The 24135-nt window shown below is 63.2% G+C and carries 15 protein-coding genes; 5 read left to right on the top strand and 10 right to left on the bottom strand.

All coding sequences use genetic code 11. The annotated features are described in order from the left end of the window. Positions 1 to 59 precede the first annotated feature (59 nt). Positions 60 to 2489 carry a diguanylate cyclase domain-containing protein gene (locus C2U40_RS05755; RefSeq protein ID WP_103828884.1) on the bottom strand — a complete coding sequence of 810 codons (2430 nt, stop codon included), beginning with the start codon at positions 2487 to 2489 and terminating at the stop codon, positions 60 to 62. A gap of 444 nt (positions 2490 to 2933) precedes the next feature. Between C2U40_RS05755 and C2U40_RS05760 the strand changes: the two genes are divergently transcribed. The 3 genes from C2U40_RS05760 to C2U40_RS05770 all read left to right on the top strand — a co-directional run bounded on the left by C2U40_RS05760 (position 2934) and on the right by C2U40_RS05770 (position 6853). Further along, entirely contained in the window at positions 2934 to 3950 is a 1017-nt protein-coding gene (locus C2U40_RS05760; protein WP_103828883.1) for a lipoate--protein ligase A, read from the top strand. 188 nt (positions 3951 to 4138) lie between these two features. Then, a complete protein-coding gene (locus C2U40_RS05765; RefSeq protein ID WP_103828881.1) occupies positions 4139 to 5833 on the top strand; it encodes a pyridoxal phosphate-dependent decarboxylase family protein in 1695 nt (564 codons plus the stop codon). Positions 5834 to 6061: 228 nt separating this feature from the next. Further along, positions 6062 to 6853 (top strand): hypothetical protein, encoded by a 792-nt coding sequence (locus C2U40_RS05770; RefSeq protein WP_103828880.1) that lies wholly within the window; start codon positions 6062 to 6064, stop codon positions 6851 to 6853. A 103-nt stretch (positions 6854 to 6956) separates the two neighbouring features. Here C2U40_RS05770 and C2U40_RS05775 read toward each other — a convergent pair whose 3' ends face one another. From C2U40_RS05775 to C2U40_RS05815, 9 genes are all read right to left on the bottom strand, one after another. Further along, a complete protein-coding gene (locus tag C2U40_RS05775; RefSeq protein WP_181014936.1) occupies positions 6957 to 7301 on the bottom strand; it encodes a copper-binding protein in 345 nt (114 codons plus the stop codon). Positions 7302 to 7359: 58 nt separating this feature from the next. Further along, entirely contained in the window at positions 7360 to 10488 is a 3129-nt protein-coding gene (locus C2U40_RS05780; protein WP_103828877.1) for an efflux RND transporter permease subunit, read from the bottom strand. After that, positions 10485 to 12017, bottom strand: a complete 1533-nt coding sequence (locus C2U40_RS05785) for an efflux RND transporter periplasmic adaptor subunit (protein WP_181014935.1) — start codon at positions 12015 to 12017, stop codon at positions 10485 to 10487. The genes C2U40_RS05780 and C2U40_RS05785 overlap by 4 nt, the downstream gene beginning before the upstream one ends. Positions 12018 to 12300: 283 nt before the next feature. Then, positions 12301 to 12738 carry a hypothetical protein gene (locus C2U40_RS05790; RefSeq protein WP_103828876.1) on the bottom strand — a complete coding sequence of 146 codons (438 nt, stop codon included), beginning with the start codon at positions 12736 to 12738 and terminating at the stop codon, positions 12301 to 12303. A 174-nt stretch (positions 12739 to 12912) separates the two neighbouring features. Further along, positions 12913 to 16041: an efflux RND transporter permease subunit gene (locus tag C2U40_RS05795; RefSeq protein ID WP_011706758.1), complete on the bottom strand. Its 3129-nt coding sequence runs from the start codon at positions 16039 to 16041 to the stop codon at positions 12913 to 12915. Positions 16042 to 16050: 9 nt separating this feature from the next. After that, complete coding sequence (locus tag C2U40_RS05800) at positions 16051 to 17250, bottom strand: efflux RND transporter periplasmic adaptor subunit (protein WP_103828874.1); 1200 nt, start codon at positions 17248 to 17250, stop codon at positions 16051 to 16053. A gap of 338 nt (positions 17251 to 17588) precedes the next feature. After that, positions 17589 to 18395 carry an exodeoxyribonuclease III gene (xthA, locus tag C2U40_RS05805; RefSeq protein ID WP_041217889.1) on the bottom strand — a complete coding sequence of 269 codons (807 nt, stop codon included), beginning with the start codon at positions 18393 to 18395 and terminating at the stop codon, positions 17589 to 17591. A gap of 111 nt (positions 18396 to 18506) precedes the next feature. Beyond that, positions 18507 to 19469 carry an ion channel gene (locus C2U40_RS05810; protein ID WP_103828873.1) on the bottom strand — a complete coding sequence of 321 codons (963 nt, stop codon included), beginning with the start codon at positions 19467 to 19469 and terminating at the stop codon, positions 18507 to 18509. Between the two features lie 54 nt (positions 19470 to 19523). After that, entirely contained in the window at positions 19524 to 21170 is a 1647-nt protein-coding gene (locus tag C2U40_RS05815) for a tetratricopeptide repeat-containing response regulator (protein ID WP_043159709.1), read from the bottom strand. Between the two features lie 326 nt (positions 21171 to 21496). On the opposite strand from C2U40_RS05815, the gene C2U40_RS05820 reads away from it, so the two are divergent. After that, on the top strand, positions 21497 to 22702 hold the full coding sequence (locus tag C2U40_RS05820) for an MDR family MFS transporter (RefSeq protein ID WP_103828872.1): 1206 nt from the start codon (positions 21497 to 21499) through the stop codon (positions 22700 to 22702). Between the two features lie 228 nt (positions 22703 to 22930). Next, positions 22931 to 24130: an ISL3 family transposase gene (locus tag C2U40_RS05830; protein WP_158656423.1), complete on the top strand. Its 1200-nt coding sequence runs from the start codon at positions 22931 to 22933 to the stop codon at positions 24128 to 24130. Positions 24131 to 24135 lie beyond the last annotated feature (5 nt).

The raw sequence follows: 24135 nt of genomic DNA on the forward strand, positions 1-24135 counted from the left end.
AGAAGGGCCACTTGGGTGGCCCTTCTCGTTTCACACGTTCAGGTGGCTGGGGCGCTGGGTCAGCGTCCTTTCATCAGCGGGAAGTAGCGCCGGTCGGCTTGGCTCATGTGGCCGACGACCAGCTCCTGAATGATGAAGTTGAGCAACTCGTCGTTGCCCAGGGTGCCCGCCCTAGCGGCGGTCATCAGCTGGCTGGCTTTTTGCAGCAACAGCTGGTGGTCTTGCTGGTGGCTGGCCAGCTCCGGATAGCCGAGTTCGGCCAGCATCTGCTCTTCAAAGGCGAAGTGGTGGCGGGCCACATCGAACAGGCTCTCCATGCACTCCAGGAACAGGGCCGGGTGCTCCTGGTGATCCTTCATGTGTTCCAGCAGCCGGTTGGTCAGCACGAACAGCTGGCGATGTTCGGCATCGATGCGGGGATGGCCGCATTCGTGGCTGCTCTGCCACACCAGCGAGCCCTGCTCCGGATCCAGTCCGGCGGTGAACAGACAGACCCGGCCCCGCCCTCTGCCCTTGGCCTGATACATGGCCTGATCGGCGTGGTGCATCAGGGTCTTGGGATCGGTGCCGTGCTCCGGATAGAGCGCCACCCCTATGCTGCTGGAGATGCGCAGCTCCTGCTCCTCGTCGATGCGAAACGGATGGCGCAGGCTCTGGTGCAGATGGTCGGCCACCGCCAGCGCCTCGTCCCCGGTGTCGGGCAGCAGGATCACGAATTCGTCCCCTCCCAGCCGTGCCACCAGATCCCGCTCCCGCACGCAGTGGCGCATCCGCTCCGCCACCATGTTGAGCAGCACGTCGCCGGTCTCGTGGCCGAAGGTGTCGTTGATCGGCTTGAAGTGGTCGAGATCGATGAACAGCAGGGCCAGCTGCGCTTCGCCCTCCATGGCTTCCTTCAACCGCTGCTGCAGCAGTCGGCGGTTGGGCAGGTTGGTGAGGGGATCGTAGAAGGCGAGCCGGCGCATCATCTCCTCGCGGGCGGCCCGCTCGGTGATGTCACGGGTCACCCCCAGGATCGCCTCCGGCTCCCCTTGCTCGTTGCCGTGCAGGGTGGTGACCGTTTCGGTGGCCACCAGATGTCCCTCTTTGTGACGCAGCTGGGTACGAATGACGCAGCGGGTCTGCTCGTGATCGCCGCGTTGCCAGGCGGCGAGGGAACCGCTCAGCTCGGCGCGCAGCTGCTTTCTGGATGTCTCCGGAATAAGCTGCCTGATGGGGAGGGTCAGCACGTCGATCGCCTCGTAACCGCTGAGCGGCAAGATGGCCGGGCTGACGTAGCGAAAGCGCAGGGTGGCGGTGTCCATGGTCCAGATCACGTCAGCGCTGTTCTCCGCCACGAAGCGGTAGTGCTGCTCGCTCTGGGCCAGCTCGCGGGTGAGCCGCTGGCGGTCGCGCGCCTCCTGGCGCAGGCGCAGGTAGAGGTAGCAGAAGATGCCGAGCAGGGTCAGCAGGGAGAAGGTCACCAGCATGGCTACCGCCACGCTCTTGTCGAGCAGCTGGCGCTGCTGGCGGATCCGCTCTCGATCCGGGTTGTAGAGGAAGTGTTCGAGGTCGGGCAGGGCCGAGAGCAGGCCTGCCTCGAGGTAGCTTTTGGCGATCTGCTGCCAGCGCTCCGGCTGCATGTAACCGGGCTCGACCAGATCTGGCTGCATCAGTTCCCGGGTGGCGCTGGCTTCGAACTCCAACTGCTCGCGGCCATAACCGCTCGGGTACTGCTCCATGATCCAGTTGATCATCTCGGCCGGGTTTTCCATGGCATAGCGCCACCCCTTGAGGCTCGCCTGCTGAAAGGCGTAGACCCGCTCCGGCCGGTTGTTCAGCTCGCGCTCCGAGGTGAACAGGTTGTCACCGTAGAAATCGAAGTCGATGCTGCGGGGGGAGAACACCCGATAGGGGATCCCCATCCGGGCCAGATAGAAGGGCTCGGTGGTGCTGTAAGCACTGATGGCGTCCACCTGGCCGGCGAGCAGCGCCTTCAGCCCCTGTTCATAGGGCAGCTTGCTCCAGCTGCCCGGCGGGGCATGACGATTGAGGTAGATCTGCAGCTCCTGGGAGCCGGGCTCCAGCATCAGCCGTTTGCCCGCCAGATCCGCCGGTTGGCGAATGTCGGGCCGCTCCAGGGTGAGCAGCACCAGCGGGGAATGCTGCAGCATGGAGGCCAGCACCACGACCTGCTGGCCACTGGCGCGCGCCAGCAGCAGATCGCTGCCGCTGACCCCGTACTGGGCATTGCCCGACATCACCTCGTTGACCACATTGGTGCCGGTGACGGCGGGTCGCAGGGTGACATCCAGCCCGGCATCTCGATAGAAGCCTCTGGCCTGGGCCGCGTAATAACCGGCAAACTGGAACTGATGTTGCCAGGGCAGTTGCACCACTATCTTGTCCACCGCCTTGGATGGCAGGGAGAAAAGGGTGCAAAACATCGCTGAACCAAGCATGGGCAGATACCGGAGCAGGCGATGAAGGGAGGAATTTACGACACTCATACTCATTCCTCTCGGGAGACGGGGGTCAGTCCTAGAGTCAAACAATTCCTTGTTGCCCGCAAGGGGGCGAAAGGGCGTTGGAATGGGGGATGCGTAACAGAAAAAAAGATTTCTGTGTCACTCATCACATTTGGCTTTCCTGCTCGGTATTTTTGGCAATTATGCGAATAATTACGGAGCCATATGACCAATAAAAACGGTCGCATTTTAATCGTATTTGCCAGCCGTTTACCTCAATATCAGTGAGTGATTACTTAATTTTCAGCGCAATGCGTCAGCCTGTGTCGCCGTATCAACGGATACATTTATGTTGCTGTCAGATTGTGTCGACCTTTCATTTGTTGCGTTATCAGTCAGTAACGAGCCGAAACAGGCAGAAGGGGGCCGGATCCTGTCGACCCGGGTGTTATGATAGCGACTCTTCCATCCCGATGAGGCCTTCTCATGTCCCGATTGCGTCTGTTGCTGTCCGACTCTCACGACCCTCTGTTCAACCTGGCGGTGGAGGAGTGCATCTTCCGTCAGATGGATCCGAACCAGCGGGTGCTGTTCCTGTGGCGCAACGCCAATACTGTAGTGATCGGCCGGGCCCAGAATCCCTGGAAGGAGTGCAACACCCGCCGCATGGAGGAGGACGGGGTGACCCTGGCCAGGCGCAGCAGCGGTGGCGGCGCCGTGTTTCACGACCTTGGCAACAGCTGCTTCACCTTCATGGCGGGCAAGCCGGAGTACGACAAGAGTATCTCCACCGCCATCGTGCTGGACGCGCTCACGCGGCTCGGGGTCGAGGCCTTTGCCTCCGGGCGCAACGATCTGCTGGTGGCGACCCCGGACGGAGAGCGCAAGGTGTCTGGCTCGGCCTATCGGGAGACCCATGATCGCGGCTTTCACCACGGCACCCTGCTGCTGGACGCCGACCTCGGCCGGCTCGCCAACTACCTCAATCCCGACCCGAAGAAGTTGGCGGCCAAGGGCATCAGCTCGGTGCGCAGCCGGGTGGCCAACCTCTGCGAGCTGCTGCCGGGCATCGATCACCCACAGGTGAGCGAGGCGCTGCAGGAGGCTTTCTTCAGCCATTACGGCGAGCGGGTGCTGCCTGAGCATATCTCCCCCGCGCAGATGCCCGACCTGCCCGGCTTTGCCGACACCTTCGCCCGCCAGCGCAGCTGGGAGTGGAACTTCGGCCATGCGCCTGCATTCAGTCATCAGCTGGACGAGCGCTTCGGCTGGGGCGGGGTGGAGCTGCACTTCGACGTGGAGAAAGGGGTGATCGGGCGGGCGCAGATCTTCAGCGACAGCCTGGATCCGGCGCCGCTCGATGCGCTGGCCGCGCGGTTGCCCGGTACGGCCTACCGCGCCGATGCCCTCGACGCCTTGCTGCGCCAGTGGCGCAGCGAGTTTCCTGCCCGCGAGGCTGAGCTGGAGGCGCTCTCTCGCTGGTTGCTGGCGGCGCTGCGCTGACGTTTTTCTCGCCGATGGGGCGGGTGGATCACAAAATCAAAAGAGGCGCCCGAAAGGCGCCTTTTTGCCAGCCGCCGTCCGCCCTCATGCATGACAAAAAGTAGGGGAGGCCATTAGATATTGTCGCTGTTTCAAACGGCGACCCGGGGGTATAAGGACTGCACATTTGCTGTACTAATGGTATAAAAATGAGTGACTTGGTCTATTTGAAAGATGAAGGCGTCAACGCCATCCACCCCGAATTCGAACGTCGTTTTGCCACAGTCAAAGCCAACTTCTTCTCGCGCAACCCCGATCTCTGGCCGGTCTTTCGTGAACCCGGTTTTGCCACCCTCAACGAGTTTCGCGCCCGTGGCCTGGCCCCGGACGCGCGGCTCAATGCCTGGCCCGATGGCCGCGCCCGCCTCGCCGACTTGTGCGAGACCATGCCGGTGCCGGCCACCATGCGTACCCCGTGCGAGCCCATGGCCGAGCTGCTGTTTGCCGGCGCCTTGTCCAAAGACTGGGAGAACCCCTCCAGCGTCGAGAACGTCATCACCATGTCGGCGGATCCCGCCATCTACGGCGCCCAGATGGGCATTCTCGCCAACCCCAACCTGGTCTACTCCGAGTATGCCGGGGTAGCCGAGGAGCTGGAGAAGAAGGTGGTGCGCCAGATAGCACTGCTGGCAGGTTACGATCCGGCCCGCGCCACCGGCATCTTCACCCAGGGCGGCACCTTCTGTAACCTCTACGGCTACCTGCTCGGCATCCGCAAGAGCCTGCCGGAGGCCAAGCACAAGGGGCTCGGCCACTATCAGGACTACCGCATCATCAACTCCCAGGGCGGCCACTACTCCAACATCACCAACCTCTCCCTGCTCGGGGTCGACATCGAGAACAAGACCATCCGCATCCAGGTTGGCGAGAACAACGACATCGACCTTGACCACCTGGAACGCACCCTGACTGCCTGCTTCGCTCTCAAGCACGTGGTGCCCACCATCATGCTCACCATGGGCACCACCGACACCTTCGGGGTGGACCAGGTGAAACCCGTGGTCGAGCTGCGGGATCGCCTCTGCGAGCGGTTCGAGGTGGTGGTCAAGCCGCACATCCACGTCGACGCCGCCATCGGCTGGTCGATGATCTTCTTCCTGGACTACGACTTTGCCGCCAACCCGCTGGCCATCAACAGCGCCACCCTGGCGGGGATCGAGCGCAATGTGAGCCGCTTTGCCGAGCTCAAATACGCCGACTCCTTCACCGTCGACTTCCAGAAGTGGGGCTATGTGCCCTACACCTCCAGCCTGGTGATGATCAAGGAGCAGGACGACCTCAAGGCGATGGAGAACGACCCGGAGAACTTCTCCTACTTTGAGCGGGATATTCAGGGCCAGACCCACCTGCAGTCCACCATCGAGTGCTCTCGCGGGGCGAGCGGCCTGTTCGGTGCCTATGCGGCGCTCAACTACCTGGGGGTGGAGGGCTATCGCACCGTGCTGGCCCACTGCCTGCAAAACGCCAACTACTTCCGCTTCCGGTTAAGCCAGCTCGGCAACGTCAAACTGGTGGCCCAAGAGAACCAGGGGCCGAGCGTGGGCTTCAAGATCTACAACCCCGAGTGGGTACAGGACCCCGACGCCGAGTTTGCCTTCGAGCTGGCGCGCAGCCCGGATGCGGCCTACAAGGCGCGCTTGCAGCGCAACACCGACTACCACCGCAGCCTGTTTACCGGGCGCGGCAAGGTGGGGCTCTACACCAACTGGGTGGAGGCCATCGCTCACTCCGACTATGACGCCCGCGGCAAGTACTCCTACATCGCCGGGGAGAAGGCGGTCTTCATGAACCCGGCCTGCGGCCGCGAACAGATCGATGCCTTTATCGACCATATCCGCGGCTGATGGTGCAGCAGTGACGGAGCGCAGGCGGGTTTCCCCCTGCGCCCTGTTTTTTTGATACGCCAAGCAATTGAATCAAAAGGGCTTGCTTGCGAATGGCCCGGGAAGTGTGAGGCGCTGCACGTTCCTCCCCTCTGCCTCCCTTTCTGACTTTTATCCCCCTGTTTTTTCCGTACGGTATGGACTCCAACGGGTTGATTTTCAGCCGTGGACATCAACAAAGGAGTCGTTATGGACAAGCACAGACGCAGAGTGACCCTGGGGCTGTTGAGTACCCCCCTGATCGCCACCCTGGCCGGTTGCAACAGCAGCAATGACAGCCAGGGGAGTACGGCGGATTTTCGCACCACCCTGACCGACCGGCTGAACACCGAGCTGCACGACGAGCAGACGGCCCGCCAGCTGGCCCCCTTCATCGAGGAGGCCTGCTTCAACATGACCCCGTCCCGGGTCGCCATCGACAGCGTCAACTGCGTCATCGCCTTTGCCTTTGGCAACCGCCCCAACGCCTCGGGCAACCCGGATGCACTGGCCGAGCCCGGCCCCATGAACGAGGCGCTGGCCGCCTGCTGCGCGGCTCTCTATCGGCAAAAGCCGGTGCCCATGTACGTACAGTGGGAGATCGCCCGCTTCCTGGACTCTAAAACTTATGGGGATATTCCAACCACGGATATCATCCCCATCGAGCCTTACTGGGATGACGCTGGCAAGCTTATCTATCTGAGCACGGATGATGTGGTTAAAAAGATTATTGAGGAGCACACCCAGGATCAAGACCCGGCCAGCCTCGGCACGGCGGCCGTCATTGGTCACCGCGACCACGTCAAACGCTGCATCATCACCTGCCGTGCCCGCAAGGTGACGAGCCATGCCCCGGAGGGGATCGAACTGCCCGTCTGGTATGACGAGCAATCCGATCAACCCTGGACCCGTCGCCGCGACCTCTATGTGCTGCAGGACATGTCTGTTCAGTTGCTCGGGATAGCTCAGGCGAATATCGCTCAGGCTTATCCGAACGGCTGAGGAGGCCGCTCGGCGGATAGTGCAGTAGCGGATGGTGCAGTAGATAGCGCAGTAAAAGAAAACGGCGGGATGATCCCGCCGTCTTTTATTGAAATGACTCCGCTTACTGTTTCTGGATGGCGGTCACGGTGAGTTTGCCGGCCGGGTTCTCGGCGTGAAAGCGGACCGCATCCCCCACCTTCAGATCCTGGAGCAGGGCCGGATCGGCCACCCGAAAGACCATGGTCATCGCGGGCATCTTGAGGTTGTCGATCGCCTCGTGCTTGATGCCGACCTTGCCGTTGGCCGCGTCGATGCGGCTGATGACCCCCTGGGTCATCGCCATCTCGTTCATGCCTTCCATCTGGCCCATGTCGTGGCCGGCATGGTTCATCATCTCCTCGGCCTGCAGGCTGGTGTGGGTGGCAAGGCCAAGCAGCAGGGTCAGGGTCAGCGTCTTGTAGTTCATGGTGTTTCCTCGTCGTTGATTCAGATTCTTGGTTGTCAAAAGGGGCGCTGCCACCGGGTTAGCCGGCGGGTTGGTGCTCGGTCGTGCCCAGGTGCCGGCTGCGCCACAGGTAGTAGGCGGCGGGCAGCACCAGCAGGGTCAGCACCAGCGCGCTCACCATGCCGCCGATCATGGGGGCGGCGATGCGCTGCATCACCTCGGAGCCGGTGCCGTGGCTCCACATGATGGGCAAGAGGCCGGCGATGATGGTCACCACCGTCATCATCTTGGGGCGCAGGCGCAGGGCGGCGCCGTGGATCACCGCCCGGTGCAGGCCCGCCTGGTCCGGTTTGCCGCTGGCAATGAGGTCATCCCAGGCGTGGTTGAGGTAGACCAGCATCAAGACGCCGGTTTCCACCGCCACCCCGGCCAGAGCGATAAAGCCCACCCCGACTGCCACCGAGAGGTTGAAGTCGAGCAGCCAGAGGGTCCAGATCCCGCCCACCACCGCCAGCGGCAAGGTGGTGAGAATGAGCAGCACCTCCTGGAAGCGGCGAAACGCCAGATAGAGCAGCAGCACTATGATGGCGACCGTGAGCGGCACCACGTAGGCGAGACGCGCCTTGGCCCGCTCCATGTATTCGAACTGACCGGACCAGGTGAGGGCGTAGCCCGCCGGCAGCACCAGCTGTTTGTCCACTTGTGCTTTGGCTTCATCGACGAAAGAGCCGATGTCGCGGCCGCGAATGTCGACGTAGACCCAGCCGTTGAGCCGCGCGTTTTCACTGCGCAGCATGGGGGCCTCGTCGCTGATGTAGACCCGCGCCACGTCCGCCAGCGCGATGCGCGCACCGCTCGGGGTCACCAGCGGCAGCAGCTCCAGGCTCGCCACCGAATCGCGATAGCTCTGGGGATAGCGCAGGTTGATGGGGTAGCGCTCGCGCCCCTCGATGGTCTGGCCCACCTCCATGCCGCCCACTGCGGTGGCGAGCACCGCCTGTACGTCGGCGATGTTGAGGCCGTAACGGGCCGCCTTGAGCCGGTCGATGTCCACCTTCACATAGCGGCCACCGGCCACCCGCTCGGCGTAGACCGATGAGGCGCCCTCCACCTTGCCGACAATCTGTTCCAGCTGCTGGCCGAGCTGCTGGATCACCTTGAGATCCGGCCCCGCAATCTTGATGCCGACCGGGGTCTTGATGCCGGTGGCCAGCATGTCGATGCGGGTCTTGATGGGGGGCACCCAGGCGTTGGTGAGACCGGGGAAGCGGATGAGGGAGTCGAGCTCCTCCTTGAGCTTCTCCGGGGTCATGCCGGGGCGCCACTGATCGCGGGGCTTGAGCTGGATGCTGGTCTCCATCATCACCAGATCCGCAGGGTCGGTGGCCGATTCGGCGCGCCCCGCCTTGCCGAACACGTTCTGCACCTCGGGCACGGTGCGGATCAGCTTGTCGGTCTGCTGCAAAATCTCCCGCGCCTTGCCCACCGAGATATTGGCCGCGGTGGTGGGCATATACATGATGTCCCCCTCATCGAGCGGCGGAATGAACTCGGAGCCCAGGTACTTGAGCGGCCAGAAGCCCGCCACCGTCACCACGGCGGCGATGGCCAGGGTGGTTTTCGGACGGGCCAGCACGGCTTTGAGCAGTGGCACATAGCCCTGGCTCAGCCAGCGGTTGAGGGGGTTGGCCTGCTCCGCCAGCACCTTGCCACGGATGAAGTAACCCATGATCACCGGCACCAGCGTGATGGCGAGCCCGGCCGCCGCCGCCATGGCGTAGGTCTTGGTGTAGGCGAGGGGGTGGAACATCCGCCCCTCCTGCGCCTCCAGCGCGAACACCGGCAGGAAGCTGATGGTGATGATCAGCAGGGAGAAGAAGATGGCGGGGCCCACCTCTATGCTCGCCTCGGTGATGATGCGCCAGCGGTTCTTGTCGGTGAGCGCCTCCCGCTCCATGTGCTTGTGGACGTTCTCGATCATCACGATGGCGCCGTCCACCATGGCGCCGATGGCGATGGCGATGCCACCCAGCGACATGATGTTGGCGTTGATCCCCTGCAGGTGCATCACGATAAAGGCGGTCAGGATGGCGATGGGCAAGGAGATGACCACCACCAGGGATGAACGCAAGTGGAACAGGAAGGCCAGACAGACCAGCACCACCACCGCGAACTCCTCCACCAGCTTGCCGGAGAGGTTGTCGATGGCGCGCTGGATAAGGTCGGAGCGATCGTAGACGGTGACGACCTCGACCCCCTCTGGCAGGCTGCTTTTCAGCTCCGCCAGCCGCGCCTTGACCCCGTCGATGGTGTGCTGGGCATTCTCGCCGTAGCGCATGACGATGATGCCACCCACCACTTCCCCTTCACCGTTGAGCTCGGCCAGACCGCGCCGGCTCTGGGGGCCGGTGACCACATCCGCCACGTCACCCAGCAGCAGCGGGGCGCCGCGCACAGTGGTACCGAGCGGGATCTGCTTCAGATCCTCGACGCTTTTCAGATAGCCATTGGAGCGCACCATGTACTCCGCTTCCGCCATCTCGATGACGGAGGCGCCGGTCTCCTGATTGCCCTGCTTGATGGCGGTCTCGATAAGGGAGAGCGGGATGCCGTAGGCGCGCAGCTTGTCCGGGTCGACCCGCACCTGATACTGGCGCACCATGCCGCCGACGGTGGCAACCTCGGAGACCCCCTCCACCGTCTGCAACTCGTACTTGAGGAACCAGTTCTGCAGCGAGGTGAGCTGGCTGAGGTCATGCTTGCCGGTTTTGTCCACCAGCGCGTACTGGTAGACCCAGCCCACCCCGGTGGCATCGGGGCCGAGCTGGGGGCGGGCGGAGGCGGGCAGATTGGGCGCAACCTGGCTTAAATACTCCAGCACCCGGGCGCGGGCCCAGTAGAGGTCGGTGTTGTCGTCAAACAGCACATAGACGAAGGAGTCGCCGAAGAAGGAGTAGCCGCGCACCGTGGTGGCCCCCGGCACCGCCAGCATGGCGGTGGTGAGCGGGTAGGTCACCTGATCCTCCACCACCTGAGGCGCCTGGCCCGGATAGGAAGTCTTGATGATCACCTGCACATCGGAGAGATCCGGCAGGGCATCCACCGGGGTTTGCTTGACCGACCAGAGCCCCCAGGCGGTGAGCATGAGGGTCAATAACAGCACCAGAAAGCGGTTGCCGATGGACCAGCGAATAATCGACGGGATCATGACTTCTTCTCCATCTCGGGCATCGCCATCTGATGCTGGCTATGATCCATGCCTTCCATCGTCTCCATCTCATCCGTTGCGGGCTTGGTGGCATCGCCGTTGGCCAGCGCTTGCTCCTGATGGATGCTGGTGATGCGGTACTCATCCCCCTCCTGCATCACTTGCAGATGGAGGGTCTGCCCTTCGGTGAGCTTGCTCATATCGACCCCGTCGGCCACGGTGAACTCCATCTCCATGGCGGGCCACTGCCACTCGGGGATGGGCTGGTGGGAGACCATCAGGGTGCGGTTGGCCAGATCGATGCTTTCAACCTCGCCCTGGGTCCACACCTGGGCGGGGCGCACCGCCGTCATGCGCTGGAAGTCAGAATCGATGGCCGATTCGGAGTCGAGCAGGAACTGGGCCGAGCTGACGATGTTATCCCCAGCCTCTACCCCTGCCTTGATGGCGACCTTGTCGCCAAACTGGGGGCCCAGGGTGACGGCCACTGACTTGAAGCTGCCATCCCCCAGTGCCAGCACCAGCCGGTCCTGGCTGCCGGTACGGATCACCGCTTCGCTCGGTACCACCAGCCGGGGTTCGCCCAGCCCGGTGCGAATGCTCACCTTGGCGAACATATTGGGCTTCAGGAACTCGTCCGGGTTGGCAAAGCGCAGCCGTACCTTGAGAGTACGGGTGGCAGCATCCAGGGTCGGGTAGAGGTAATCGACCCGGCCCTGCCAGTGGCGGCCGGGGGCGTAGTCCAGGGTCATGGTGACCGGATCGCCCACCTTCAGCTGGGCGGCCTGGCGCTCGAACACCTCGGCACTCACCCACACCTGCTTGAGGGTGCTGATATTAAAGAGTGCCGCGGCGGGCTCCACATACTGACCTTCGCGCACCTTCAGCTCGGAAACATAACCGCTGCTGGGAGCATAGATACGCACCGTCTCCTGCACCTGGCGGCTGCGCTTGAGGGCCGCAATCTGATCCGCCGGCACCTGCAGGGACTTGAGCTTGCCCTCGGCGGCGCGCAGCAGCAGCGGGTTGGCGGTATTGAGAGCGAGCAGATACTCGTGCTGGGCGTTGACCAGATCCGGGGCGTAGAGCTCGTAAATCAGGCTGCCCTTGCTCACCTGCTGCCCCTCGCTCTTGATGGCGAGGGTGCGGATCCAGCCCGCCATGCGGGCGTTGACCGCCTCCAGCCGGTCCTCGTCATAGCCGACGTAGCCCACCGTCTCGATCTGCTGGTGGATGGGGAGCTTCTCCACCTTGGCGAGCCGCACCCCCAGGTTCTGCTGGATCTCGGGGCTGATGGTGACGGTGCCGGGCGATCCGCCCTGTTTTTCCTCATAGACGGGGATGAAGTCCATCCCCATGTTGTCCTTGGCGGGGGCATCGCGCTTGTCGCGCGGATCCATGGGGTTGACCCAGTAGAGCGGCGTCTTCTCCTTGGCTGCAGTGCCAGTGGTGGTCTGTTTGGCGGCCCAGTAGCCGCCACCGGCGCCGAGGGCCAGCAGCAGGGCGGACATCAACAACGTCTTGTTCATGACAAGCCTCCGGCGCGCGGGAGGCGAAGGGGCGGCTGGCACGGCTGCGCGCAGGCAGACCGGGTAACGGGGGTGGATGACATGGTATCTCTTCTCTTCTGTCAGGCCGCCGGTGTGGTGGTGTGCGCGGGCAGGGCATCATCACGAGGCGGCAAACGGGGCGCAGCTGTGTCAGCGCGCACGGCTCCCTGCGCGCGGGCCGGTTTGGCCAGGGCGCAGGGTCAGGCAAGGCGGCAGAAAACGGACAAGCCGAGGCTTGCCGCTGCCGCGAGAGAAGATCTTTCTAGTGGCGCAGCACCGACAACATCAGGTGTCGGCGCGGCCAGGAGGGAGGGTGGGTGCCGCGGGATCGCAGGAAGGGATCCCGCAACCAGTTGTCCAGCACGCTGCTCGCCGTCCCGAGGGGCAGCAGCAACAGTGGCAGAGCGAGCAGGGTCAGCAGGGCGGCCAGCAGCGGCAGACCGGGAGTACCGGTCGAGGTGAGCCCGCCGTGCATCTGGCACTCCTGGCTGGCAGCATCTTGCGCTCCCGCATCCGGGCTTGCCCCGTGGCAGGAGAGCCCCTGCATGGCGCTGTCGCTCATGGCCTGATTGCCGTGAGTCATGGCAGCGTTGAGGGCATCCATCCCGTGCCAGCCGATGCAGAGGGTGAGATTGCAGACGAGCATCAGCCCCAGCAACAGCCGGGCAATGCGTTCGATGGGCAATCTCGCTACGATCATGGGGAAATCCTGACAATGACTGGGGGCACTGTAAACCTTACCTTGAGAGCAAGGTCAAGGTATGTGGGCAACGGGATGCCGGCCGCGTGATCCCGCTCGCGGCTCGGGCCCGGCTGCGAGGTGTTGGCCCGCCTGGCGGATAAAAAAAAGCCCCCGCATGGCGGGGGCTGTGACTTACGACTTGGGTTGCGCCGTCTTGCCGCCGGCGCGTTCCGAGCGCCGCATGATGAGGCGGAAGAACAGCGGGATGAAGAAGATGGCGATGAAGGTCGCCGCCAGCATGCCGCCGATGACCGGCCAGCCGAGGGCATGACGGCTCGCCGCCCCGGCGCCGCTGGAGGTGACCAGCGGCACACAGCCGAGGATGAAGGCGAGCGAGGTCATGACGATGGGGCGAAAACGCAGCCGCGCCGCCTCCAGCGCCGACTCGATGAGGCTCATCCCCTCTTCGTGCTTCATCACCGCGAACTCCACGATCAGGATGGCGTTCTTGGCCGCCAGGCCCACCAGGGTCACCAACCCTATCTGGAAGTAGACGTTGTTGGTCAGACCCACCAGCCAGGTGGCCAGCAGGGCGCCGAACAGGGCGAACGGGACGGCGGTGATCACCGCAAACGGCAGGCTCCAGCGTTCGTACTGGGCCGCCAGGATGAGGAAGATCATCACGATGCCGAAGCCGAACGCGGTGCCCGCACTGCCGGCGGCCGCCTTTTCCTGATAGGCGGAGCCAGTCCACTCCAGCTTGGCGTCGTTGCCGAGGGACTCGTCGGCCACGGCTTCCAGCGCGGCGATAGCCTGGCCGGAGCTGTAGCCCGGCGCCGGCTGCGCCATGATCTTGGCCGCCTGGAAGATGTTGAAGCGCTCCACCAGTTCGGGGCCGGTGGCATCACGCACCGTCACCAGGCTGCTGAGCGGGATCATCTCCCCCTTGTCGGAGCGCACATAGACGTTGCGGATGTCGCTCTTCTTGGCGCGGTAGTCCGCCTCGGACTGCAACTGCACCCGGTAGGTACGGCCGAACTGGTTGAAGTCGTTGACATAGACCTGGCCGAAGGTGGCCTGCATGGTGTCGAACACGGCGTTGATGGGCAGCCCCAGCGCCTTGGCCTTTTCGCGATCCAGATCGAGATAGACCTGGGGCACGTTGGCGCGGTAGGTGCTGGTCACGCTGGCGAACTCGGGGCGCTGCTTGGCCGCCTCGAGGAAGCGCTGCACCTCGGCCGAGAAGGCCTGGGCATTGCCGGTGCTGCGGTTCTGCAGGTAGGCCTCCAGCCCGCCGGTGGTGGACATGCCGGTGATGGGGGGCGGGTTGAAGGAGGCGACGAAGCCGTCCGCCAGCCCCATCAGGCTCATGCCCTGGAAGGTCTTGGCCAGGGAGAAGGAGTCCTGCCCGGCACCTTGCCGTTCACTCCAGTCCTTGAGGGTGATGAAGCTGATGCCGCTGTTGCTGATGATGGCGTTGGAGAGAATGTCAAAGCCCGAGAAGGTGATGACATCCTTCACGTTGGGGTTGGCCATCGCCATCTGGTCGAAGTCGTTCGCCACCGCCTGGGTGCGGGTGAGGGAGGCCGCATCCGGCAGCATGACGGCGGAAAGCAGGTAGCCCTGATCTTCGTTCGGCACCAGTTCGCCCGGCACCTTCATCAGCAGGCCGTAGATGGAGACCAGGATGAAGGCGATGATGGTGAACGCCACCCCGACCCGGCGGTTGAGGAAGGCGACACCGCGCACGTAACGGCGGGTGAGGCCGTCGAAGGCGTTGTTGAACCAGACGAAGAAGCGGGCCGGCTTGTGGTGGCCCTCTTTGAGCAACACGGCACAAAGGGCCGGCGACAGGGTCAGCGCCACCAGACCGGAGATGGCTACCGACACCGCCACCGTGATGGCGAACTGCTTGTACATCACCCCGGTCATGCCGCCCATGAAGGCGACTGGCAGGAACACGGCGCACAGCACCAGCACGATGGCGACCACCGGGCCGGAGACCTCCTGCATGGCGAGGATGGCCGCCTCTTTGGGCGAGCACTTCTTCTCCTGCATGATCCGCTCGACGTTCTCCAGCACCACGATGGCGTCATCCACCACGATACCGATGGCGAGCACCATGCCGAACAGGGTCAGCAGGTTGATGGAGAAGCCCAGCACCAGCATGCCGGCGAAGGTGCCGATGAGCGACACCGGCACCGCGATACAGGGGATCAGGGTGGCGCGGAAGTTCTGCAGGAACAGATAGACCACCACGAACACCAGCACGATCGCCTCGAACAGGGTGTGTACCACCTCCTCGATGGAGATCTTCACGAACTCGGTGGTGTCGTAGGGGATCTGGTATTCGATGTCCTGCGGGAAACGCTCCTTGAGGCGCAGCATGGTGGCGTGCACCTGATCGGCCACCGCCACGGCGTTGGCGCCCGGTTGCAGATAGGTGGCGATACCGATGGCCGGCTTGCCGTTGGCCTTGGCCAGCAGGTCGTAGTCCTTGCCGCCGAGCTCGACCCTGGCCACGTCCTTGACCCGGATCTTCGAGCCGTCCGGCATGGAGCGGATGATGATGTTCTGGAACTCGCGCACATCCTCCAGCCGTCCCTTGGTCTGCACCGTGTAGGTGAAGTCGATGGGAGCCGTGGTGGGCTGGGCGCCGATCTTGCCGGCCGCGAACTGGGTGTTCTGCTCGCGGATGGCGCCGATCACGTCGCTCGGGGTGAGCTCGAGCTGGGCCAGTCGATCCGGCCTGAGCCAGATGCGCATGGCGTAGTCGGTGCCGCCGAACAGGGTGGTGTCACCGACCCCGGGAATTCGCTTGAGCTCGTCGATGATGTTGAGCAGGGCGTAGTTCGACAGGTAGGTGGTGTCGAAGGTGCCGTCAGGCGATTGCAGGGTCACCACCTGCAGGATCGAGGTCGATTTCTTCTTGACCGTCACCCCCTGCTTCTTCACCTCTTCCGGCAGCTGGGCCATGGCGGCCGAGACCCGGTTGTTGACGTTGATGGTGGCCTGATCCGGATCGGTGCCGATCTCGAAGTAAACGTTGAGGTTCATCTGGCCGTTGGAGGCCGAACCCGACTGCATGTAGAGCATCCGCTCCACGCCGTTGATCTGCTGCTCGAGCGGCGCGGCCACCGTCTGGGAGATCACCTCGGGGGTGGCGCCCGGATAGAAGGCGGTGACCGACACCACCGGCGGGGTGATCTGCGGGTACTGCTCGATGGGCAGGGATCGCATCGCCGCCAACCCGCCCAGCACTATGATGATCGAAATCACGCTGGCGAAGATGGGGCGTTCGATGAAGAACTTGGAAAACATACGAACTCCTTACTTGGCCGCGTTCTGGCCGACCATCTTGGTGGTGATCGCCTTCATCTCGGAGGCCGTGACGGGCTTGACCACGGCGCCGGGCCGGGCCTTCATCAGCCCCTCGACGATATAGCGCTCACCGGGTTCGAGGCCGCTGTCGATCAGCACGCCGCTGTCGACCACGGAGCCCAGCTTGACGGGGCGGGGCACCACCTTGTTTTCTTTGTCCACCACCATCACCATGCGGTCGGCCTGGGACTGGACGATGGCGCGCGGCGGCACCAGGATGGCATTTTTGCGGGTGCCCAGATCGATGGTCATGCGCACGAACTGGCCCGGCAGCAGCACGCCGTCCTTGTTGTCGAAGATGGCGCGGGCCCGGATGGTGCCGGTTTGCGGGTCGACCCGGCTGTCGGAGAAGTTGAGCTTGCCCGCCTCGGGGTAGACGGAGCCGTCCGCCAGCCGGATGTGGGTGCGCCAGTTGGTGGCATCCTTGGCCTCAATCAATCCCTTTTTCACCGAGTTCTCGAAGTTGAGGCGATCCTGTTCCGAGTAGGAGAAGTTGACGTAGAGCGGGTCGAACTGGGTGATGGTGGTGAGCAGGCCGTTTTCGCCGCTGGTGGAGATGAGGCTGCCCTCGGACTGGGAGCTCTTGCTCGCCATGCCGTTGATGGGGGCGGTGACCTGGGTGTAGCTGAGGTTGAGTTCGGCCTCTTTCACCTTGGCCTGAGCCGCCTGATGACTGGCGATGGCGGCTTCGTAGTTGGCGATGGTGTCGTCATAGTCCTTGCGGCTCACCACCTGGCGCTTGAACAGCGGGATGATGCGATCCCGGTCGGCGCGGGCCTTGTTGAGGCGGGCCTGCTCCTGGGCCAGGGTGCCCTTGGCCTGCTCCAGCGCCACCTTGTAGGGCTCGGGGTCGATCAGGAACAGCGCCTGACCGGCGGTGACCGGCTGCCCCTCGATGTAGGTGCGTTTGAGCAGGATGCCGCTCACCCGGGAACGCACGTCAATTTCGCGAAAACCGGCGGTCTCGCCCACCATCTCGGTGGTCATCGGCACGTCGGTCAGCTTGACCTCGGCCACCACCACGGGCACCGGCGGCAGTGCCTGGGCTCCGGTGGCCGGTTCATCACCACAGGCGGTCAGTGCGCTGGCCAGTGCCAGGGCGATACAGCCGCGCTTTAACATCTCTTCCCTGACGTATTGCACCTTCATCATCACACTCCTGTGGGATGGTGCGCGATTGCCGCGCCCAGCCTTTTTCTTCATGAACATGGTTAACTGCATGGTTACAAATTTAACTCATTGGATTACTGACAGTTTTCTAATGATAGAGCACGAATATTGAACCCAGGCTGCTCGACACTGAAAGTTGTCGGTGTCGATCGCGCAGTGGCGGAGGGGGCCGCGACAATTTGTGTCAGGCACGCAGACCCTGCATCGTGACCTTGCTGGGGAGCTGGAGACCCGGAGGGAATTATAAGAAGGAAAAAGCGGGGGAAGTGGGGGCTTGGTCACAGAGGGGGCTTCAAATGCCCCCTCTGTTGTCGTTATCAGGCGAAGCATGCCCAGATGGGGGCGTGATCCGAAGGCTTGTCGATGCCGCGCAGCTCGTAGTCGATGCCGGTCTCGGTCACGGTGTCCTTGAGGGCGTCGGAAGCCATGATGAGGTCGATGCGCAGGCCCCGATTCTCGTCAAAGCCCCTGGAGCGGTAGTCAAACCAGGAGAAGCGCTCGCACTCGGTGGGGTTGGCGGCGCGGAAGGTGTCGGTCAGGCCGAACCCTTTCAGGCGCTCCATCCATTCGCGTTCGATGGGCAGGAAGGAGCACTTGCCATCCCGCAGCCAGCGCTTGCGATTGGCCTCGCCGATGCCGATGTCGAGATCGGTGGGGGAGATATTCATATCCCCGATCAGCACCAGCTGATCGCCCGGGGTGTGGTGGGTCTCCAGATAGTGCTGCAGATCCTCGTAGAACTTCTGCTTGGCCGGGAACTTGGTCTCGTGATCCTGGCTTTCACCCTGCGGGAAGTAGCCGTTCATCACCTTGATGAGGGAGCCGTCTTCGCGCTCGAAGGTGGCCATGATCATCCGGCGCTGGGCCTCTTCATCGTCGGTGGGGAAGCCTTTCTCCACCTTGACCGGCTTCTGCTTGCTCATGATGGCCACCCCGTAGTGGGCCTTCTGGCCGTGAAACGCCACGTGATAGCCCATGGCCTCCACATCCGCCAGCGGGAAGGCTTCGTCGTGCACCTTGATCTCCTGCAGGCCGATCACATCCGGCTGATGCTTGTCGATGATGGCTTGCAGCTGGTGCAGGCGGGCGCGCAGGCCATTGATATTGAAAGAGATGATCTTCATGTCCGGGATGCTCATGTCATTTTTATAAGTGGCTATTGGACTAGGAATCCGCCGTGGATGCAAGTGAAGGCGAGGGGCCACATCCGGGGTGGGCCGCCCGCCGCAGCGGGCTCAGCGGGTCATCTTCTTGACGAACACCACCACAAACAGCGCCAGCGTGAAGCTGCCGGTGAAGGCCTCGAAGGCGGCGAAGAGCCTTGAGAGGCCGATGGGGGTGAAGTCGCCATAACCCAGGGTGGTGAAGGTCACCACGCTGTAGTAGAGGCACTCCAGCAGGAAGATGGCGTTCTGCTCAAAAGGGGCGCCGGGCCGGTAGATGAGGTGGTTGCCGTTGAAGCTCAGGCCAAAGAAGAAGTAGAAGATGCTGCAGATGAAGATGAGCAGCAGGGAGAAGAGCACCACCCGCATGGGGGCCTCGCCGTAGCCGCAGAACAGATCGACGATCCAGGAGGTGAAGCGCTGGGTCGACCAGAACGGCAGCTGCAGCCGGCGCATGGTCAGCTCCTGCTGGATGTAGCGGCCGGACATGGTGAAGATGCCTTGCGCCTCCGAGGCCTTGCGCAGATCGCGATAGGTCTCTTCGGCCTCCTTCAGCCAGATGCGGGCCTGTACCGGGTCGCGCTCCTTGCGGCCGCGCCGCTCCTGCATCAGCCGTTTGCCGGTATCCAGGTTGTCGAGGCGGGTATTGTGCCAGCGAATGCCGAGCAGGTTGACGTCGTCGAGGGTGGCGCAGTGCAGGTTCGCTTCGCTGAGATCCGCCTTCATCAGGCTGCCGCCCTTGATGCGAATGCCGTAGAGGTGGGCCCCCTGCAGGTTGACGCGGTAGAGGTTGCACTGCTCCAGCAGGAATCCTTGCGGGGCTCCTTTTTTCACCAGGTTGAGGCCCGCCAGATTGGCGCGGGCCAGTTGCAGGCCGTGGCACAGCCCGCCCTGCTGGATGTAGTGCTCCAGCTCGCGGGCGGTGTGGGGATCCTGATGATTGGCGTGGGGATCGTGCCAGCGGCACAGATCATGGTCTCCCGCCTCTTCGCTGCAGTGGCGACCGTCCGCCACCAGATATCGACACATGGCCATCGCCACTCTCCTCCCTTTGCCGAGTCAGTATCAGCATAGGCGAGCGGGCCCTGGTCAGCTGAGCTGGGTAAACTCCTGACGCAGCTTGCGAAAACGATCCTGCTGGGCCGGATTGAGGGGGATGCCGTCCAGCACCTCCAGGGTCTCCTTGCACTCGGCGCCAAACTCCGGGCTCTTGCGGTTTTTCTGCATCAGCTGCAGCAGCACCTGGATCTTGTTGAGGGCGGCGCCGGTATTGGCCGGGGCACGGCGCAGCGCCTCGCGAAAGTGGCCAAGCGCCTGCTCCAGCTCGCCGCTCTGATAGGCCTTGATGCCCAGTTCGTTGAGCTGCTGGTAGCGCTGGCGACGCTCAAGCACCGTCTTGTCATCGCGGGTGGCCTGGATGCAGGTGGTGAGCAGCCGATCCTCGTCTTCGGCCAGCAGCGCCTGCAGGCTCTCGGCATACTCGAACTCGCCGAGCTGGTAGAGGGCGAGGATGGTCTCGCCCAGCAGGCTGGGGGGCATGGTGGCCGGCTGATCGAGCCAGTTCTGGTTGGCGCGGTAGAGCATCTTCTTGCCCTTGAGCAGCTCGCCCAGGGCGATCTGCACCCGGGCCTGGCAGATCTGCTCGAACACCGGGTAGTTGAACTCCGACATCATCAGTGAATCGCGGATGCGCGACAGGGCCGAGTTGACCTGCTTTTGCAGGTTGGCGATGTGGTAGATGTCGTTGCTGTTGAGGGCGTAGAGGGTCAGCGACTGGATATAGGCCCCCAGGTAGTGGGGGGTGCGATGGATGGAGTTGCGCGACAGGTCGATGAGCGACAGCAGCACGTCCTTGGCCTGGGCGTAGTCGTGGCGCAGCAGGCACACCTCCGCCAGCCGGCGGGAGAGCTGCACCGACTGGGGCGAGATGTCGACCGCCCGCTTCAGCTCCTGCTGGGCCTGTTCGTCGTTGCCGAGCGCCAGCTGGGACTCTGCCAGCCAGAGGTGGGCCTCCACCATCAGCGGGGTGTTCTTGAGGGTGGCCTGCAGGTGGCTCACCGCCTCTTCGTTCAGCCCCAGGGTGTGGCACGCCTTGCCGAGGGTGAGCCGGGCCCAGCTGTTCTCCTGGCCGGCCAGCAGCTGGCGCATCAGGCTGCGGGCCTCCTTGGCCTGGCCCAGCTTGAGTTGGGTATCGGCCTGCAGACAGCGGCAGAAGTTGGCAAAGCGCGGCACCGCGTCGGCTCGCTCGGCGCAGGCGGCGAGCAGGGTGGGCAGATCCTCTTTGGCAAGGGCGCTGAACACGCTCTCCAGCGCCTGACGGCGGGCGAGGGCGCGTTTGAGGCGAAACGAAAACTGCTCCTGGGAGAAGGGCTTCATCAGGTATTCGTCGGGCTCGGCTTCCAGCGCGCTCAGCACCATGGCGCGGGAGCTGTCGCCGCTTACCATGATCACCACGCTCTGGGGCGGAATGAGCTTCTGATCCCGCAGGCTCTCCAGCAGCTGGCGGCCGTTCTCGCCAACCCCCAGCTCGTAATCGAGCAGGTAGATGTCAAAGGTCTCTTTCTGGCAGCGCCGTCTCGCCTCTTCGGCCGAGTTGACATAGGTAATGCGGTTGATGCCGATGTTGATCAGCATTGCCTTCATCATCACCTGAAAGGAGCGCTGTTCGTTGACCAGCAGGATGCGCTTCGGTTTGGGTGGGGCTTTTTTCTCTGGCTCGGATTCCGGTGTCTGCATCTGTCTGGTCAGGGCGCTACGGGCGGATAACAGAAGTGTGCCACCAAAGCGCGCAGACAGGCAATTGAACATGGGGCGCAGCCGTGGTTTTTCCGCCAAGCCCCGCCATTCATGGCTTCTGCCGGACCAAATAGGGGGCAGATTGGGGGAGGGGAGGCGGCGGACGCCTGCCTGACTTGAACGGCGAAGCCGCCCACCGCCCGGCGCTGAGATCGCCCCTTCGGGTGGTTTTTTTTCCGGACGGGGATTGTGCGCTCAGGTGTCTTTTGATACCACTGAACGCTTTCCCCTGCGGATCAGCTGCGATTGCGCGACAAGGAGTTCCCATGCGCCTGCCCCCCTTTCCTCCGCTGGTCTGGATCGTGATCCTGGGCACCTTCATGGTGCGCACCAGTTTCTTCATGGTCTGGCCCTTTCTCTCCATCCTGCTCTACCGGGAGTATGATCTCTCGGCGTCCGGCATCGGGATGCTGCTGGGTGGCGCGGCCGTGCTCTCCTGCCTCATCGGCTTCTACGTCGGCTGGCTCTCCGACCGGCTTGGCCGGCGCACCATACTGCTGCTCGGCTGCGCCCTGTCGTGCGGCGCCTACCTGCTGCTCGGGTTTGGCCACTCCCTCTGGCTCATCGCCCTCGGGGTGTTTGGCTCGGGTCTCTCCTACGCCTTCATCGACACGCCGGGCAAGGCGTTGATGGGGGACCTGCTGCCCGAGAAGGCGCAGCGGGAGCTGGCTCAGCACCTGCGCTACTTCCTGCTCAACGTGGGGGCGGGAGTGGGTCCGCTCATCGGCGTCATGGTGGGGCTCGGTGCGCGCCAGGAGACCTTCGTGGTGACGGCCGCCAGCTATGGCCTGCTCGGCATCGCTTTCCTGCTCGGTTTTCGCCGCGAGTGCGCTGGCCGGCCGGATGCGGGTCTCACCCTGGGGGCCATGCTCAGGGTGGTGGGGCGGGATCGGGCCTTCATGCTGTTCATCCTCGCCAATCTGCTGATGATGCTGGTCTACGCCCAGGTGGAGTCGCCGCTGATCCAGTACCTGACCCGCGCCGGTGCCCGCGAGGTGGAGACCCTGGTGGCCCTGCTGGTGGCCACCAATGCGTTGACCATCATCACCCTGCAGTTTCCGCTGCTGCACCTGACCCGGCGCTGGCGGGTGAGCCTGCGGCTGCAGTTCTCCATCCTGCTGATGGCGTCCGCCCAGGTGCTGTTCGCCCTGTCGAGCCCAGCCCTGCTGTGGCCCTGGCTGGTGGCGGTGTTCTTGCTGAGCGTGGGGGAGGCGGTGCTGTTCCCGCTCTTCAACGTGCTGATCGACGAGATGGCACCGGCCCACCTCAAGGGGAGCTACTTTGGGGCCAGCGCACTGGCCGGGCTCGGCTGGGCGCTCTCGCCCCTGGTGGGGGGCTGGCTGTTGCAGGTGTGGGGCGGCCCGGCCCTGTTCGCCGTGATGACCGCAACTTGCGTGCTGGTGTTTTTCCTCTATGGGGCGGGCAACCGGGTGGCGCGTCCGTCTGCCGACTCGGCCGGCTGCGGGGAGTAGCATGAAAGCAGCCGGTCGGCGGTCACTGGCCTGATGCCAAGCCGCCGGTGGCCCCGGCGCCTTGGTGCATTCCCATCGACTCGCGCCGACATGAAGAGAACGAGGCCCCGCAGTGCGGGGCCTCTTTTTAGGTTCTTCGCGCAAGCGTGGGGAAAGGTAAGTTGACAGACAGGGATCGGGTAAACTGGTAGTCGCCAAACAAACCGGTTCCTTCACCCTGCTGTCACTATGCATGATATTAATTTTGCCTCGTTCTGGCCAGGCTACGACGTTTCTGTCCATAGCCGCTGTGCCACACAAATTACTTTCGCTCTTGAACCTCGTTCTAACCACCTGCCTCTTTGTGGCAAGTGTCATCAGCCCTGCCCATTGGTCCACGATCGTCGCACCCGCCTAGTCCGTGACCGCGATCTGTTTGAACTGCGGGTTCGCCTGCAAGTCCCCATCCGTCGCGTTGACTGCCTGCACTGCGGCCGGGTGTCTGAACATATCGCGTGGTTGCCTCCCAGTTCACGCATCACACAACGATTGCAGAGCTGGGTTGAGGCCTTGCTTGAGTTGATGCCCATCAGTCATGTCAACCTGCTCACCGGACTGCATTGGCATACCATCAAGACCATCGACATACGCCGACTCCAAGCCAGTGTTGGCACCTTTGAACCTGGCGCTGTGCGACGGCTGGTGATGGACGAGTTCGCCCTGCATAAAGGCCATCGTTATGCCACTGTGATCATGGATGCTGAACGGACTCGTGTGTTGTGGGTGGGCCACGGTAATAGCCGGGAGGCCATTCGCCCCTTTTTCAAGCTGTTGGGCGAACAATGCCAACAGATTGAAGCCGTTGCCATGGACATGAACTCCGCCTTCGATCTGGAGGTGAAAGAGCACTGTCCGCAAGCCGAGGTGGTTTATGACTTGTTCCATGTCGTGGCGGGCTACGGTCGGAAGGTGATAGACCGTATCCGGGTGGATCAGGCCAACGCATTGCAGCATGACAAGCCAGCTCGCAAGGTGGTCAAGCAAGCGCGTTGGCTGCTGCTGCGCAATCGGGAGAACCTCAAGGAAGGGCAAGAGGTGCAATTGCAGGAACTACTGGCCGCCAATCAGCCCTTGGCCACAGCCTATGTACTCAAGGATGCCTTGAAGGAAATTTGGTACGCCCCCGACATCCGGGAAGGCTGGCGACGGTGGAGGGGCTGGACGCGGCACGCCAGGGAAAGTGGTCTGGCACCCTTGAAGGATTTTGCCAGAAACCTCCGGCGTTACATCCGAGGCATCTTAGCGAGCGCCCTCTTTCCAATGCACACCAGCCAGTTGGAGGGGGTGAATAATCGAATCAAGGTGATAAAACGCATGGCCTATGGGTTTCGGGACTCAGAATACTTTTTCCTGAAAATCAAGGCCGCCTTCCCCGGAAAGACGCGATGAACCTC

Origin of the sequence: Aeromonas sp. ASNIH4 (assembly GCF_002934425.1) — a bacterium.
Lineage (GTDB): Bacteria > Pseudomonadota > Gammaproteobacteria > Enterobacterales > Aeromonadaceae > Aeromonas > Aeromonas hydrophila.

What these genes read in the sequence shown, in the direction of transcription:
- C2U40_RS05755 (WP_103828884.1), bottom strand. Translation starts at nt 2,489, where the DNA reads ATGAGTGTCGTAAATTCCTCCCTTCATCGCCTGCTCCGGTATCTGCCC.
- C2U40_RS05760 (WP_103828883.1), top strand. Translation starts at nt 2,934, where the DNA reads ATGTCCCGATTGCGTCTGTTGCTGTCCGACTCTCACGACCCTCTGTTC.
- C2U40_RS05765 (WP_103828881.1), top strand. Translation starts at nt 4,139, where the DNA reads ATGAGTGACTTGGTCTATTTGAAAGATGAAGGCGTCAACGCCATCCAC.
- C2U40_RS05770 (WP_103828880.1), top strand. Translation starts at nt 6,062, where the DNA reads ATGGACAAGCACAGACGCAGAGTGACCCTGGGGCTGTTGAGTACCCCC.
- C2U40_RS05775 (WP_181014936.1), bottom strand. Translation starts at nt 7,301, where the DNA reads ATGAACTACAAGACGCTGACCCTGACCCTGCTGCTTGGCCTTGCCACC.
- C2U40_RS05780 (WP_103828877.1), bottom strand. Translation starts at nt 10,488, where the DNA reads ATGATCCCGTCGATTATTCGCTGGTCCATCGGCAACCGCTTTCTGGTG.
- C2U40_RS05785 (WP_181014935.1), bottom strand. Translation starts at nt 12,017, where the DNA reads ATGAACAAGACGTTGTTGATGTCCGCCCTGCTGCTGGCCCTCGGCGCC.
- C2U40_RS05790 (WP_103828876.1), bottom strand. Translation starts at nt 12,738, where the DNA reads ATGATCGTAGCGAGATTGCCCATCGAACGCATTGCCCGGCTGTTGCTG.
- C2U40_RS05795 (WP_011706758.1), bottom strand. Translation starts at nt 16,041, where the DNA reads ATGTTTTCCAAGTTCTTCATCGAACGCCCCATCTTCGCCAGCGTGATT.
- C2U40_RS05800 (WP_103828874.1), bottom strand. Translation starts at nt 17,250, where the DNA reads ATGAAGGTGCAATACGTCAGGGAAGAGATGTTAAAGCGCGGCTGTATC.
- xthA (WP_041217889.1), bottom strand. Translation starts at nt 18,395, where the DNA reads ATGAAGATCATCTCTTTCAATATCAATGGCCTGCGCGCCCGCCTGCAC.
- C2U40_RS05810 (WP_103828873.1), bottom strand. Translation starts at nt 19,469, where the DNA reads ATGGCCATGTGTCGATATCTGGTGGCGGACGGTCGCCACTGCAGCGAA.
- C2U40_RS05815 (WP_043159709.1), bottom strand. Translation starts at nt 21,170, where the DNA reads ATGCAGACACCGGAATCCGAGCCAGAGAAAAAAGCCCCACCCAAACCG.
- C2U40_RS05820 (WP_103828872.1), top strand. Translation starts at nt 21,497, where the DNA reads ATGCGCCTGCCCCCCTTTCCTCCGCTGGTCTGGATCGTGATCCTGGGC.
- C2U40_RS05830 (WP_158656423.1), top strand. Translation starts at nt 22,931, where the DNA reads ATGCATGATATTAATTTTGCCTCGTTCTGGCCAGGCTACGACGTTTCT.